The 13,843-nt window shown below is 74.6% G+C and carries 14 protein-coding genes; 4 read left to right on the top strand and 10 right to left on the bottom strand.

Features of this window, described 5'->3' with window-relative positions; translation table 11 throughout:
* The 6 genes from ACFV0O_RS26630 to ACFV0O_RS26605 form a co-directional block, all read right to left on the bottom strand.
* The coding region (locus ACFV0O_RS26630) for a DUF6099 family protein (protein ID WP_380345968.1) at positions 1-694 on the bottom strand (694 nt) is incomplete at its 3' end.
* 156 nt (positions 695-850) lie between these two features.
* Positions 851-1,240: a nucleotide pyrophosphohydrolase gene (locus ACFV0O_RS26625; RefSeq protein ID WP_380345966.1), complete on the bottom strand. Its 390-nt coding sequence runs from the start codon at positions 1,238-1,240 to the stop codon at positions 851-853.
* Positions 1,237-2,694, bottom strand: coding sequence for an AAA family ATPase (locus ACFV0O_RS26620; protein WP_380345964.1), 1,458 nt, complete (start codon positions 2,692-2,694; stop codon positions 1,237-1,239). The genes ACFV0O_RS26625 and ACFV0O_RS26620 overlap by 4 nt, the downstream gene beginning before the upstream one ends.
* Positions 2,695-2,963: 269 nt before the next feature.
* Positions 2,964-3,815, bottom strand: a complete 852-nt coding sequence (locus ACFV0O_RS26615) for a putative RNA methyltransferase (protein ID WP_380345963.1) — start codon at positions 3,813-3,815, stop codon at positions 2,964-2,966.
* A 181-nt stretch (positions 3,816-3,996) separates the two neighbouring features.
* Positions 3,997-4,827, bottom strand: a complete 831-nt coding sequence (locus ACFV0O_RS26610; RefSeq protein WP_380345961.1) for a RimK family alpha-L-glutamate ligase — start codon at positions 4,825-4,827, stop codon at positions 3,997-3,999.
* The gene (locus ACFV0O_RS26605) at positions 4,824-5,729 is read right to left on the bottom strand and encodes a RimK family alpha-L-glutamate ligase (protein WP_380345959.1); all 906 of its coding nucleotides are present in this window, start codon (positions 5,727-5,729) and stop codon (positions 4,824-4,826) included. The genes ACFV0O_RS26610 and ACFV0O_RS26605 overlap by 4 nt, the downstream gene beginning before the upstream one ends.
* A gap of 255 nt (positions 5,730-5,984) precedes the next feature.
* On the opposite strand from ACFV0O_RS26605, the gene ACFV0O_RS26600 reads away from it, so the two are divergent.
* Positions 5,985-6,842, top strand: a complete 858-nt coding sequence (locus tag ACFV0O_RS26600) for a GNAT family N-acetyltransferase (protein ID WP_380345957.1) — start codon at positions 5,985-5,987, stop codon at positions 6,840-6,842.
* A 97-nt stretch (positions 6,843-6,939) separates the two neighbouring features.
* Here ACFV0O_RS26600 and ACFV0O_RS26595 read toward each other — a convergent pair whose 3' ends face one another.
* Both ACFV0O_RS26595 and ACFV0O_RS26590 read right to left on the bottom strand, forming a co-directional pair.
* Complete coding sequence (locus ACFV0O_RS26595; RefSeq protein WP_360265439.1) at positions 6,940-7,368, bottom strand: fic family toxin-antitoxin system, toxin component; 429 nt, start codon at positions 7,366-7,368, stop codon at positions 6,940-6,942.
* Positions 7,365-7,601 (bottom strand): toxin-antitoxin system HicB family antitoxin, encoded by a 237-nt coding sequence (locus ACFV0O_RS26590; RefSeq protein WP_360265442.1) that lies wholly within the window; start codon positions 7,599-7,601, stop codon positions 7,365-7,367. The genes ACFV0O_RS26595 and ACFV0O_RS26590 overlap by 4 nt, the downstream gene beginning before the upstream one ends.
* A gap of 348 nt (positions 7,602-7,949) precedes the next feature.
* Here ACFV0O_RS26590 and ACFV0O_RS26585 point away from each other — a divergent pair, with 348 nt between their 5' ends.
* A complete protein-coding gene (locus tag ACFV0O_RS26585; RefSeq protein WP_360265445.1) occupies positions 7,950-8,147 on the top strand; it encodes a hypothetical protein in 198 nt (65 codons plus the stop codon).
* Positions 8,148-8,306: 159 nt separating this feature from the next.
* Here the strand turns inward: ACFV0O_RS26585 and ACFV0O_RS26580 are convergent, their stop codons facing one another.
* Both ACFV0O_RS26580 and ACFV0O_RS26575 read right to left on the bottom strand, forming a co-directional pair.
* The gene (locus ACFV0O_RS26580) at positions 8,307-9,602 is read right to left on the bottom strand and encodes a class I SAM-dependent RNA methyltransferase (protein ID WP_380346040.1); all 1,296 of its coding nucleotides are present in this window, start codon (positions 9,600-9,602) and stop codon (positions 8,307-8,309) included.
* A 449-nt stretch (positions 9,603-10,051) separates the two neighbouring features.
* Positions 10,052-12,127 (bottom strand): APC family permease, encoded by a 2,076-nt coding sequence (locus ACFV0O_RS26575; RefSeq protein ID WP_380346038.1) that lies wholly within the window; start codon positions 12,125-12,127, stop codon positions 10,052-10,054.
* Between the two features lie 247 nt (positions 12,128-12,374).
* Here ACFV0O_RS26575 and ACFV0O_RS26570 point away from each other — a divergent pair, with 247 nt between their 5' ends.
* Positions 12,375-13,043, top strand: coding sequence for a TrkA family potassium uptake protein (locus tag ACFV0O_RS26570; protein ID WP_360265448.1), 669 nt, complete (start codon positions 12,375-12,377; stop codon positions 13,041-13,043).
* A complete protein-coding gene (locus tag ACFV0O_RS26565; protein WP_360265451.1) occupies positions 13,043-13,714 on the top strand; it encodes a TrkA family potassium uptake protein in 672 nt (223 codons plus the stop codon). The genes ACFV0O_RS26570 and ACFV0O_RS26565 overlap by 1 nt, the downstream gene beginning before the upstream one ends.
* Positions 13,715-13,843: the final 129 nt, after the last annotated feature.

The following is a 13,843-nucleotide window of genomic DNA, read 5'->3' as shown; positions in this document are numbered from 1 at the left end:
CGGTTTTGGGGGCCGCGGGCGCCCCCGCGGCGGCCCCCCCCCCCCGGGGGGGGCCCCCCACGTCCGGCGGGCCGACGGCATCCGGCAGTCCGGTGGATTCCGGCGGGCCGGCTTCGCCCGGCGGACGGCCGCCGCCCGCCGCCCCTTCGCCGCCCGGTGGGTCGAGCCGGACGAGTAACGGCGAACCGCAGTCCGCCCGTTCGGTCTCCGCGCCGCCCGACACCGGCGCCGTGCTCCCCGCTCCCCCGGCCCGGCCCGCCGCGTCCCACAGCCGCCCGGCCAGGTCCTTGCACTCCGACACCGCGTCGACGCCGTCGATGCACGTCCAGTAGAGGCTCTCGGTGTCGGCACCGCAGGCCAGCATCACGAGCGTCTCCCCGACCTCCTGCAGCAACCCGTCCAGCGCCCCCAGAGCCGGCGCCAGCTCCCCGAGTCCGGTGAGGCGCGCGGCCCGGCCGCCGCCGACCAGGGCGGCCCGGGCGAGGGAGCGGTCCAGGCAGACCGCCGCGTGCGCCCCGGCCTCGGAGAGCTGCTGGCCCAGCCCGGTGAACTCCTCGTCCTCGGACTCCGCCAACCGGGCGCCCATCGCCTCGGTGAGCAGCGCGGCCTGCCGCGCCTCGGCCAGCACATCGGGTACGTGCCTGGCCTCGGCCAGGGCGTGCCGGGCCGTCCTGATCAGTCGCAGCGCCTCCATGGCCACCGCTCCTCTCGCTCGCTGTCGCCGTCGCCCCCGGCCGCCGGGAGGGGCGGCCGGGTGGTCACGGCGACAGCGTGCGAGAAGGCGCGGGTACCCGCATCCGGCTTGTCAGGAGCTGTGGAAAACCCCGGGGTTGTGGATAACTTCCATCCCTCACAAGGGTTGGTCGTCCACGTCCGGGTTGACGTCGAGCGATCCGTCCGGCACCGGGAAGCGCTGCTCGTTCCGCTCGATCTTGGCCGCGAGCGCCTCCAGCGGGTCCACCCCGACCGCCGTGCAGAACTGCAGCAGGTACGCCAGCACGTCGGCCACCTCGTCCCGCACCCGGTGCGCGCGCTCCGGCTCGGACATCACCTCGGCCGCTTGTTCGGGCGTCAGCCACTGGAAGATCTCCAGCAGTTCCCCGGCCTCCACGCTCAGCGCCGCCGCCAGGTTCTTCGGCGTGTGGAAGGGCTCCCACCGCCGGGCCGCCGCGAAGTCCACCAGTCGCTGCTGCAGGGCCTCCAGGGTCGGCTCCCCCGGTCCCGTCACTCGTTCGCTCACCCCTCCAGGTCTACCCCATCGCCGTCCGACGCGGGCCCGGCCCCCTCCGTCACCGACGCCTCCGCCCCCGGCCGCTCCGCCTCCGCGGTCCCGTCGGCGCCCTCCCCCCGCCCGCCCTGGGCCGGCACCCTGGCCGTCTCCGGCCGCAGCACCGTGAACCCCGAATCCGGGTCGCGCCGACACTCGACCACCACCACCCCAGCCGGCCTCGGGCCGCCCGACGGCCCCTCGCCCGGCCGCTCACCGCCCGACGGCCCCGCTCCTGACGGCCCTTCACCCGGCCGCTCCCCGCCCGGCCACCCCTCGGCCGACCGCCCGTCGCCCGCGCCGCCCAGCACCTCCCGCACCGCCGCCGGCTCCTGCAGCGCCGCCACCACCCGCAGCTGGCTGCGCTCCGCCATCTCCCGGGCCAGCCGCAGCAGCGAGGCGGTCTGCTCGGTGGAGAGCCCGGCCCCCAGGTCCTCGGCCAGCACGATGAGCTGTCGGTGCGCCCACGGCACCTCGGCGGCCACGTCGAGGTCGAGCACCCCGGCCCCGGTCAGCAGCACCGCGGCGAAGGCGAGGTGACGCAGCATCCCGTCGGAGGCCTGGTCGGCCCCGGTGCGCCCGAGGACGCCCTCGTCGAAGACGGCCAGGACGCGCCGCGTGACCGCGTCGCTCCCGCGCTCGGCCACCGTGAGCCCGAGCAGCGGGTACGGCGCCGCGGACTGGACGACCCGCAGGAGCTGCCCGTACCGGCGCGGGCACTCGTTGCCCAGACGGGCGATGACGGCGGAGATGTTGGCGGCGTTGCCGCGCAGCCGGGCCTGCGGGTCGGCCGGGGCCCAGCCGCGCATCAGGGCGGGGACGGGGTGCAGCGGGAAGACCTCGCGCAGGGCGGTGAGCAGGTCCTCGGCGGCGGCCAGGACCAGGCACTCGCCGGCCGACGAGCCGGCGACCCGCAGCGGCAGCTGCGCGGTGATCATGGTGCCGCTGGGGAAGGGCGCCCGGATGTCGCCCTGCCGGGTGTCGTTGTGCCAGCAGACGTTGACCCGCCGGCTGCGGAGGTCCTGCTCGCCGGTGTCCACCAGGGTCCGGCCGTCGAGGGTGAGCGATTCCCGGGCGATCCGGACCGGGCCGTCGGTGCGGATCACCACGTCGAGCCGGATCCGGCCGTGCGGGGAGCGGACGGTGCAGCCGAGGATGATCGCGTCCCGGCCGTGCGGGACGCAGCCGTCGAGGCCGCCCCGGACGGGCTGGGCGAGCGGACCGGCGCGGTCGGGCAGCCCGTCCAGCGAGTCGGTGATCTCCTCGCCGAGCGCGAGCCGGGACAGCACCGCCAGCGCGTCGAGGGCGTTGGACTTGCCGACCCCGGCGGGCCCGTGCAGCACCGTGAGGGGCGCGAGCGGCAGGACCGCGCGCCGGTAGGACTTGAACGAGGTGAGCCGGAGCTCCTCGACGGTGGGGCGTGGCACGGGCGACCGGTCGGGCTCCGGGGCGCCCGGTCGGAGGGGGGCCGGCCCTGCGGGCCTGGTGGCGTCGCGGTTCACCCGTCGGACGTTAGCCTCCGACCGATCGGCAGAAACGTGCCTGCACGGCAGATTCATCCCAACGTGGCGCCCCACCCCGACCCGCTGACCGGCCCTCCACCCGCGCCCGGAGCACCCCCCGAGTACCCCGGGGCACCCCCGAGTACCCCGGAACACCCGCGCGCACCCCAAGTGCCCCGGGTCACCCCGCGCGCTCAGCGTCGGTACGCGGCCACCGTCACCGAGGCGGTCACCTCGACCGGGTCCGGCAGCCCCGCGAGCGCGGCGCCGAGCCGCTCCGGGTCGGTGTGCCAGGCGCTGGGCCCCATGCCGACGACGGTCCGCACGTCCTGGGCACCGAGCCGCAGGGTGAACTCGACCTCCCGCCGCCCGGCCGGCGTCAGGTACGGCCCGAGCTTCTCGTCGATCCGCCGCTGCTTCTCCTCGTCCACCGACAGCAGCCCCAGCGCGTCCACCAGTTCGCGCAGGTGCCGGGCGGTGGGGGAGACCAGCAGCAGGGTGCCACCGGGGCGCAGCACCCGGCGGATCTCGGGCCCGTTGCGCGGGGCGAAGACGTTGAGCATCAGCTCGGCGGAGGCGTCGCGCAGCGGCAGCGGACGCCAGGCGTCGCAGACGACGGCCCCGATCCGCGGGTGCGCCTTGGCGGCGCGCCGCAGCGCGTACTTGGAGATGTCCAGGGCGGCGCCGACCCGGTCGGGCAGGGCGTCGAGGACGTGGGCCAGGTAGTGCCCGGTGCCGGCGCCGAGGTCGGCGACCAGTCCGTCCGGCTTGTCGGCGGGCGCCTCGGCGGCGGCTTCGGCGGCGGCTCCGGCGAGGGCGTCCGCGATGGGCCGGTAGTGCCCGGCGGCGAGGAAGTCCGCGCGGGCCGCGACCATCTCGGCGGTGTCTCCGGTGCCGGTGTGGGCGTCGCCGGCGAGGAGGCTGACGTAGCCCTGCTTGGCGAGGTCGAAGCTGTGCCCGGCGGGGCAGCGCAGGCTGCGGTCGTGCCGGGTGAGGGCCTGCGCGCAGAGGGGGCAGGCCAGGTAGCGCTCGATGTCCTGCAGCAACGTTCCGTCTTCTCTCGCCGTACGCCCCGGCCGGTCGGGGCGCCTGTCAGCCTAACGACCCGCCCCGCCCGGCCGCGCCGACCGACCCGACCCGCCCCGCCCCGCCGACCGACCCGCACCCCGCCCGACCCACCGCCCCGGGCCGGGCCGGGCCGACGCGCCGCCCCGACGGCCGCCGCCGCTACTCCACCGCGACCGGGCCCACCGCCACCCGGTCCGCCGTACCCTGCTCCGCGTCACCCCGCGCCGCCGCGACCCGCAGCGCGAGCGCGGCAAGCGCCTCGGGCGCGCCGGGCCGCCCGCGGACCCCGGGGAAGGCGTTGACGTCCACGATGACGGGCTCGGCCGGCCCGTCCAGCAGGTCGACCCCGTACACGTCGAGTCCGAACACCTCACCGACGCGCAGCGCGAGCCCGGCCCGCTCGGCGGACGGCTCCCAGTCCGCCGACCGCCCCGGCTCCCCCGGCCCGCTGGCGAGTTCGGACCGCCGCCGGGCGGCGAACACCTGCCCGTCGATCACCCACAGCTTCTGGTCCCAGCCGGTCCCGGGGACGAACGGCTGGGTGACGACGGGCTCCTCGGCCCAGTGTTCGGCGAGTTCGCGCAGCCGGGCCGGCCCGTCGACCCGCGCGACCAGGTCGTGCCGTCTGCTGTGCCGGCTCTTGACGACGAACGGATCGCCGGGGGCGGTGAGTTCGCCCAGCAGCCCGGCGTCGACCGTCGCCGCGAACGGCAGCCCGGCGGAGCGCGCGAGGTCGGCCATCCGCACCCGGTCCTGGCAGAGCTCGGTCGCCGCCGCCGAGTTGACCACCGGCACGCCGCGGCCCTCCAGGTCGCGGGCCAGCGCCAGCGCTCCGGGCGTACGGGCCTTGAGCAGGTAGACGTCCGCGAGCGCGCCCGCCGGCCCGGTGGGCGCAACGGCCCGCACCTCGTGCCCGCGCTCCACCAGCAGCGCGGCGGTCGCCGCCAGCACCGGGTGTCCCGGGTCGCCGGCGATCAGCCCTACCCTCACAGCAACTCCCCGTCACCGAAGCCCAGCTGTCCGTACGCCGCCCCACCCGCGGACACCAGCGCGGCGGGCTCGCCGGGCACCGAGACGGCCGTTCCGCTGCGCGCGAGCCGCAGGACAGCCCGGGCGACCCGCGCCACCGCGTCCGGCACCTGCCGGAAGCTCGGGAAGTCGTTGATGTCGACCACCACCGGCCCGTCCGGCCCGAGCAGCACGTCGACCCCGAACAGGTCGAGCCCGAACACCTCGCCGACCTGCGCCACGATCCGTGCGACGCTCCCCGGCAGCGGCACCTGCCGCTCCCGCACGCCCTGCCCGGGGTGCAGCGGGGAGGAACGTTCCGTCGCGAAGAGCTCGCCGTCGACGCAGTACACCTTGAGGTCGGTACCGGAGTTCGGCACGTACGGCTGCGCGATCAGCAGCCCCTCCCCGGCCAGCTCGGGCCCGACCTCCATCAGGTGGTCCGGGCTGCGCACCAGCCGGACGGCGCGCCCGGAGCTGCCGTCGGCGGGCTTGACCACCAACGGGTACTCGGCGGCCGGGATCTCCGCCAGCCGCTCCCACCGGGCGGCCGCGTACGTCACCGGGACGGGCAGCCCGCGGGTGCGGCCGATCACCGCGGCGAGCGCCTTGTCCCGGACGCCGCGGATCGAGCGCACGTCGTTCACCGTGGTGAGTCCGACGGCGGCGGCCGCCTCCAGCAGGGTCAGCCCGGGTCCGCCGGAGACGGTCTTGAGCACCCACGCGTCGTGGCTGCCGGCCCGGACCTCCTCGGAGATCGCCAGCAGCGAGTCCCCGGGGCGCAGCACGTCCACGCGGTGCCCCCACGCGGTGAGCTGCCGCGCCACGTCGAGCGGCATGCCGTCGTGCCGGTAGTGTTCCTCCACCAGAAAGCAGAGCCTCATGGGCCTGTCTTCCCCCTTGCCTCGCCGAGTGCAGACGTCCGCCGTCCCCCTCGGCAGAGCTGCAAAAGCATCAGCATGCACTCTGTGGCCGCACAAGATCGCAGCGGACCGGTAAGCGTTCGGCAACAATCCGCGCCCGGAGCGCGGGCTCCCGACCCCGGCGGCCACCACCGGCCGGCCGGACCGGCGCCCGACCGGCCGGACCGGCGCGCAAATCGGTGGCAGACCGACCGCCCCCCTGCTTGGATGCACGCCGTGACTCCTGCCGATCATGCACCTGACCGCCCGCTGCTCGACGAGATCGAGCGCTACTACGACGCCGCACCGCGCAGCGCCGCCCGCGCCGAGGACTTCGGCCCCCTGACCCTGTTCGTCCGCGAGGGCGAGACCGGCTGGCACTACTACGCGCGCCCGACGCCCGGCCACGCCGGTCCGGCCGCCACCGCCGACGATGTCCGCCGCGTGCTGGACCGGCAGCGCGAGCTGGGTGCGCCGGAGGCCTTCGAGTGGGTGGCCGAGCAGAACCCCGAGCTGCGCGCGGCGGTCGAGGCAGCGGGCCTGACCGTGCACGAGCACCCGCTGCTGGTGCTGGGCCCGCAGGACGAACCCGCGCCCGCGCCCGAACTGCCGGAGCGCGTCGAGGTCCGGGTGCTGGGCGCGGACGCGTCCGAGCTGGCGGCGGCGGCGGCCGTCCCGCACGTGGCCTTCGGCGCACCCGGCACCGCCGTCGGCCCGGCCGGAGCGACCGAGCTGGCCGCGAGCGCGGCGACCTTGACGGCCGACGGCGGGGTGGCGCGGATCGCGCGGCGGATCACCGACGGCACCACCGTGCTGGCCGCCGCACTGGACGGCGGCGACGCCCTGTGCGCGGGCCAGTACAACCCGGTGGGCCCGGTCGGCGAGGTGGTCGGGGTGGGCACCCTGCCCTCCGCCCGCCGGCGCGGCCTGGGCCTCGCGGTCACGGCGGCGCTGGTCGCACACGCCCGGGCGGGCGGCGTACGGACGGTGTTCCTGTCCGCCGCCGACGAGGACGTCGCCCGGATCTACCGCCGGGCGGGCTTCCGCCCGTTCGCGACGGCCCTGATAGCGGAGCCCGCCGCCCCGGAGGCGTAGGGCCCGTCGAGCGCGCCGGAGCGCGTCCGGCGCGCTCCGACGCCAGGGGCCGGGAGTACGGGAAGGACCGGGAGGACCGGGAGGACGGAACCGACGGTCACTCGTCGTCCTCGTCCTCGTCGTCCCCGCCGCTGACGCCCTCCCCCTCGGCCTCGTCCACCACCCACGCCGCCAGCCGCTCGGCGACGCCGGACACCCCGAGCCGCCCCTCGCGGATGGCCCGGGAGAGGCTGCGCACCTCGCGGGCGGTGGTGGCGACGGTGCAGCCGCTGGCGACGAGGTACGCGTACGCGACGGCGGTCGCGAACAGTTCGTTGGTCTTCTCCAGGGCCGGCACCCGGATCAGCTGGTGCATCAGTGCGGCGGCGCGGTCCTGCGGTTCGGGGTAGACGGAGATGTCGAATATCTCGGCCTGGTGCCGGGTGACGGCCGCGAGCAGCGAGCCGTAGTCGGTAACCTGCGGGTCACCGGGCGTGTACTGCTCGGCGGTCATGAGCAGCCACGAGAGGTCCACCTCCAGGTTCAACGGCGCACGTCCTGGAGGTCGCCCGGCTCCCCGAACTCGGCGAGGAACGCCGTCTCGTACTCCTTCATGAACTGCGCGGCCGCGTCGACGAAGGCCCGCCCGGACTCGCCCATGTCCTGCTGGACCAGGCGCTCGATGTACTGGTTCATGCTGATCCCCTGCTGCTCGGCCCGTTCCCGGGCTATCTCCGCGGTCGTGGCGTCCACGCGGACGTTCAGCTGCTTCTTGGCCATGTCCTTCAAGCTAGCGCTGAAGTGCTAGCACAACAAGGGCGCATGCACCCCGCCCGCACACCTGCCGCACGCCCCCACGCAACCTCCCCGTCACCGAAACCGTCCCCGAACCCGTCACCGGAACCGTCCCCGGGACGTCAGCCGCGCCCGCCGACCGAGCCAACCGAGCCGGCCGGGGCCCGCCGGAGCCGCCGCCCGCCCCGCTCCGGGCCGCCCACCTCCCATACCCGTCCACCGCCGCCCCACCCCCGCCGGAACGAGCGAGACTTGAAGAGTCCTTCACCATCCGGGACTCTGAACTCCCCTGAGCGTTCCACTGAGCGGCACCGACCGGTGTGGAGGCCGGCAATGACAGCCATGTTCGACCAGGAGCTGCGCGAGCAGCTCGCCCTGGCCCGGCAGGACCTCGCGGCGGCACGGGCCGAAGGGGACGCCGACGGCGTCCAGGCGTACGAGGGCCGGATCGCCTCGCTCCTCCGGCTCGCCTCCCAGCACGGCATCCACCTTCCGCACAGCGCCGACGAGGAGGAACACAACGAGCCCTGACCGGCCCGGCCCCGAACGACGGGGAGGCGGCACCCGCCGAGCGGGTACCGCCTCCTCCACCGAACACCGAACGGCCCGAACACCGAACGGCCCGAACGGCCCGGCCGCCGGGAAGCCGGACAGCCGAGCCGCACGCACCGGCCGACCGGCCGGACCGGGTCACTCCCCGATCGGCTCCAGGATCGCCACGCACTCGAAGTGGTGCGTCATCGGGAACAGGTCGAACGCCCGCAGCGACACCGGCCGGTAGCCGCCCTCGCGGAAGAACCCCAGGTCCCGGGCGAGCGCCGCCGGGTCGCAGGCCACGTAGGCGATCCGGCGCGCCTCCAGGCCGACCAGGTGCCCGACGGTCTCGCGACCGGCGCCCGAGCGCGGCGGGTCCAGGACGATCAGGTCGGTGGCGGTGATGCCGGTGCGCGGCAGCAGCGTCTCGACCCGGTCGCACTCGATCTGCACGTTGTCCAGCGCGGCCAGGTTGTGCCGGGCGTCGACCACGGCCTGCTTGGCGGACTCGATGCCGAGCACCGCGCCCTCCTCGCCGACGCGGTCGGCCAGCGCGCCCGCGAACAGGCCGACACCGCAGTACAGGTCGAGCGCGTTCTCGCCCCAGTGCGGGTCCAGCCCGTCCAGCACGGCGTCGACCAGGGTGTCCGGCGCCTCCGGGTGGATCTGCCAGAAGCCGCCGTTGCTGATCCGCCAGGTCCGCCCGGCCGCCCGTTCCCGGACGAAGCTCCGCCCGTGCACCTTGTGCGCGTCGCCCTGCTCGTCGATCCGGGCGATGGAGACCGGCTTGTCCAGCTCGACCAGCGGCAGCTGCGCGCCGGGCCGCGGGGTCAGCACCACCTGGCGGTCCGAGGAACCGGTCGCGGCGATCACCTCGACGCTCGCCACGCCCGGCCAGTCGCGGGACTCGATGCCCAGCTCGGTGACGCCCTCGGCGGCGATCAGGCAGCGGTCCACCGGCTGCACGTCGTGCGAGCGGTGCTTGCGCAGGCCGACCTTCCCGGTCTCCGCGTCCACCGCGTACTGGACCCGGGTGCGCCAGGCCGGCACCTGCCCGGCCGGGAGCTTGCCGCCGACCGGCTCGACGCTGCCGTCCCAGCCCGCCTCGGCCGGGGTGAGCCCGGCGAGCTTGGCCAGCTGCTCGGTCAGCACCGCCGCCTTGAGCTTGCGCTGCCCACCGGGGGTGACGTGCTGCCAGTCGCAGCCGCCGCACTTGCCGGGCCCGGCGAACGGGCACGGCGCCTCGATCCGGTCCTTGGCCGGCTCCAGCACCTCCACCGCGTCGGCCCGCAGGAACCGCGAGGTGGTGGTGCCCTCGGTCACCAGCGCGACGACCTTCTCGCCGGGCAGCGCGTGCCGCACGAACAGCACCCGCCCCTCGTGCCGGGCCACGCAGTGCCCGCCGCCGTGCGCGACGGCGCCGACCTCGACCTCGTACCGCTGTCCGGCCAGCGGCTCGCCGGACGGCGTCTCGGGCCGCGGCGCCCGCGCGGCGACACCGCGGAGCGCCTTCGGCGGACGCACCGCCTGCTTGCGCGGGGCCTTCCGGGTGCCGCCGGGGGCACCGGAGGCCGCGTCGGCAGGAGCGCCCTTCCCGGCGCCCTTGCCGCCGGTGCCCTTCCCGGCGGCACCGGTGCCCTTCCCGGCGCCCGTGCCCTTCCCGCTGCCCGTGCCCTTGCCGGCACCCTTGTCGGCCGCGCCCCGGACCGGCTTGCGGTCCTCGGCCGGCGGCTGCTCCCCCGGGACGACCGGCGCGGTGCGTGCGGTCAGGCCGTCGCGGTCGGTGGCCTCCGGACGGGACGGCCGGCCCCAGCGCGGCCGGGAGACCTGCCCGGGCTTGGAGCCGCCCCGGCGGGAGCCCTTGCCGGAGGAGCCCGAGGAGCGGGGCGGAGTGTTGCGCGTCACGAGGAGGAGTCCTTGCTGCGGTCGGAGGTGTCACCGGTGCTCGCACCGGTGGAGACGGAATCCTTCGACTTTACGGCCTTCGGCGCCCGGGGCTCGCCACGCCGGACGGCACCCGGCGCCGACCAGGCCTTCTGCGGCTTGCGCCGCTCGGAGGACTCCAGCTGCCAGGGCACGGAGGTGACCATCACGCCGGGCTTGAACAGCAGCCGGCCCTTGAGCCGCAGCGCACTCTGGTTGTGCAGCAGGTGCTCGTACCAGTGGCCGACCACGTACTCGGGGATGTAGACCGAGACGACGTCGCGCGGGCTGCTGCGCCGCAGGTTCTTCACGTAGTCCAGGACCGGCCCGGTGATCTCGCGGAACGGCGAGTCCAGCACCTTCAGCGGCACCTCGATGCCGCGCTCGTCCCACTCCTGCCGCAGCGCCGCCGTGTCGGCCGGGTCCACGTTGACCGAGACGGCCTCCAGGGTGTGGGCCCGGGCCAGCTTGGCGTACGCGAGGGCGCGCAGCGCCGGCTTGTGCAGCTTGGAGACCAGCACGATGGCGTGCACCCGGGTGGGCAGCACGACGTCGTCCGCCTCCTCGGCGGCGATGAGCTCCTCGGAGACCCGGTCGTAGTGGCGCCGGATGCCCTTCATCATCACGAACAGCACGACCATCGCCGCGATCGCGATCCAGGCGTGGCTGATCTTGGTGACCAGGACGACGATCAGCACGGCCATGGTCATCACCAGGCCGAAGGTGTTGATCGCCCGGCTGCGCTGCATGTGGCGGCGCTTGGTCGGGTCGGTCTCGGTGCGCAGCAGCCGGGTCCAGTGCCGGATCATGCCGGACTGGCTCATGTTGAAGGACACGAAGACGCCGACGATGTAGAGCTGGATCAGCCGGTTCGGGTCGGCGTCGAAGGCGATGACGAACAGGATCGCGGCGATCGCCAGCAGGATGATGCCGTTGGAGAAGGCCAGCCGGTCGCCGCGGGTGTGCAGCTGGCGGGGCAGGTAGCGGTCCTGGGCCAGGATCGAGCCGAGCACCGGGAAGCCGTTGAAGGCGGTGTTGGCGGCCAGCACCAGGATCAGGCCGGTCACGGCGGCGACGAAGTAGAAGCCGGGCGTGAAGTTGCTGAACACGGCCTCGCTGATCTGGGCCAGCGCGGTCTTCTGGTGGTAGCCGGCCGAGGCGCCGCCGAGCTGCTCGGCCGGGTTCTCGGCCATCTGGACGCCGGTCAGCCGGGCCAGCCAGATGATGCCCATGAACATCACGACGGCGATGCTCGCCATCAGCAGCAGCGTGGTGGCGGCGTTCTTGCTCTTGGGCTTGCGGAAGGCCGGCACGCCGTTGGAGATCGCCTCCACGCCGGTGAGCGCGGCACAGCCGGAGGAGAAGGACTTCAGCAGCAGGAAGACCATCGCGAAGCCGGCGAGCGACTCGTTGCCGGGCGTCGGCATGAGGTGGAAACCGGAGCTCTCGGCGGGCATGTCCTGGCCCAGCACGTAGTGCCGGAACACGCCGTAACCGACCATTCCTATCACGCCGATCATGAAGGCGTAGGTGGGAACGGCGAAGGCGGTACCGGATTCGCGCACACCGCGCAGGTTCATCCCCATCAGCAGGATGACCAGGATCACCGACAGGGTCAGCTCGTGGCCGCGTAGCGCGGGAACGGCGGAGACCACGTTGGCGACGCCCGAGGTGGTCGACACGGCCACGGTGAGGACGTAGTCGACCATCAGGGCACTCGCCACCACCAGACCCGCGTTGGGTCCGTGGTTGACGGTCGCGACCTCGTAGTCGCCGCCACCACTGGGGTAGGCGTGCACGTTCTGCCGGTACGAGGCGACCACGGCGAGCATCACGATCGCGACGACGAGGCCGATCTGCCAGGAGAAGTGGATCGCCGAGGCGCCCGCGATGGACAGGGTGAGCAGGATCTCCTCGGGGGCGTACGCGACCGAGGAGAGCGCGTCCGAGGCGAAGACGGGCAGCGCGATCCGCTTCGGGAGAAGTGTTTCCCCGAGCTTGTCGCTGCGAAGGGCACGCCCGATCAGGATGCGTTTCGGAAGGTCTTTCGGCATAGGCACGTTAAGGAATCGTAGGGGCTCCCCGGACAAGGCTCCGCCGTTTGTCCCCCCCTTCGTCGCGACTGCGTTCTACGGACCGGCTAGCGTGTCGGATACGAGTCGGTGGGCAACACTCGGATTGTCGGGTGTTGCCGGGACCGGCGCCCCACGAGAACGCTCGCCCCGGACGACCGGGCGGGAAAGGGAGATGAACGGTGTTTGCGCAGGTCAGTACCCTGACGGGACGGGTGAGGTAGCGCCGGTGCACATCGTCATCATGGGCTGCGGCCGCGTGGGTTCAGCCCTCGCCAGAGCACTGGAGAAACAGGGCCACTCGGTGGCCGTGGTCGACCAGGACCCGACCGCGTTCCGTCGGCTGGGCGCCGGGTTCAACGGGCGCCGCGTGACCGGTGTCGGCTTCGACCAGGACACCCTGCGCGAGGCGGGCATCGAGGAGGCCGGCGCGTTCGCCGCGGTCTCCAGCGGCGACAACTCCAACATCATCGCCGCGCGGGTGGCCCGGGAGAACTTCGGCGTCGAGAACGTCGCGGCCCGGATCTACGACCCCCGCCGGGCCGAGGTGTACCAGCGCCTGGGCATCCCGACCGTCGCGACGGTCCGCTGGACGGCCGACCAGATGCTGCGCCGGCTGCTGCCGAGCGGCGCCGAGCCGCTGTGGCAGGACCCCAGCGGCGGCGTGCAGATGGCCGAGGTCGCGTACGACCCCCGCTGGGTCGGCCACCGGATCAGCCTGCTGGAGGAGGCCTCCGGCGCGCGGGTGGCGTTCGTCACCCGACTCGGCGAGGGCGTCCTGCCCACGCCGCAGATGGTGGTGCAGGAGGGCGACCTGGTGCACGTGATGCTGCGCCGGGCCGACCTGACGGCCGTCGAGGCCGCGTTCGCGCAGGGGCCGAAGGAGGAGGGTCACTGATGCGGGTCGCCATTGCCGGGGCCGGTGCCGTGGGCCGCTCGATCGCGGGCGAGCTGCTGGAGAACGGCCACGAGGTCCTGCTGATAGACAAGAACCCCAACTCCATCTCGGTGGAGCGGGTGCCGATGGCGGAGTGGCTGCTGGCCGACGCCTGCGAGATCACCTCGCTGGACGAGGCCGCCCTGCAGCGCTGCCACGTGGTGATCGCCGCGACCGGCGACGACAAGGTCAACCTGGTCGTCTCGCTGCTCGCCAAGACCGAGTACGCGGTGCCGCGGGTGGTCGCCCGGGTGAACAACCCGAAGAACGAGTGGCTCTTCAACGAGTCCTGGGGCGTGGACGTGGCCGTGTCCACGCCGCGCCTGATGTCCGCCCTGGTCGAGGAGGCGGTCAGCGTCGGCGACCTGGTCCGCCTGATGCGCTTCAGCCAGGGCAACGCCAACCTGGTCGAGCTGACCCTGGCCTCCGACACCGAGCTGGTCGGCACCCGGGTCGGCGACGTGGCCTGGCCGCAGGACACCGCGCTGGTGACCATCATCCGCGAGGGCCGGGTCCTGGTGCCGGGCAAGGACGACACCCTGGAGGGCGGCGACGAGTTGCTCTTCGTCGCCGCGCAGGAGCGCGAGGAGGAGCTGGAGGACCTGCTGTCCCCCATCTCCGGCGCACAGTAGCGACCGACCGCAACGGGGGGGGGGGGGGGGGGCCCGCGGGGGGGGGGGGGGGGGCCGCGCGGGGGCGGGGGGGCGCGGGGGGGGGCCCGCCCCCGCCCCCCCCCCGCGGGGGGGGGGGGGCGCGGGCGC

The sequence above is a fragment of the Kitasatospora sp. NPDC059577 genome, assembly GCF_042735475.1.
Classification (GTDB): Bacteria; Actinomycetota; Actinomycetes; order Streptomycetales; family Streptomycetaceae; genus Kitasatospora.
The sequence above is the reverse complement of the archived record's forward strand: the minus strand, read 5'-3'. Positions and strand labels throughout refer to the sequence as shown.

Coding starts and splice junctions, on each gene's coding strand:
- ACFV0O_RS26605 (WP_380345959.1), bottom strand. CDS start 5,729: ATGAGGCTCTGCTTTCTGGTGGAGGAACACTACCGGCACGACGGCATG.
- ACFV0O_RS26590 (WP_360265442.1), bottom strand. CDS start 7,601: ATGGCCAAGAAGCAGCTGAACGTCCGCGTGGACGCCACGACCGCGGAG.
- ACFV0O_RS26585 (WP_360265445.1), top strand. CDS start 7,950: ATGACAGCCATGTTCGACCAGGAGCTGCGCGAGCAGCTCGCCCTGGCC.
- ACFV0O_RS26575 (WP_380346038.1), bottom strand. CDS start 12,127: ATGCCGAAAGACCTTCCGAAACGCATCCTGATCGGGCGTGCCCTTCGC.
- ACFV0O_RS26565 (WP_360265451.1), top strand. CDS start 13,043: ATGCGGGTCGCCATTGCCGGGGCCGGTGCCGTGGGCCGCTCGATCGCG.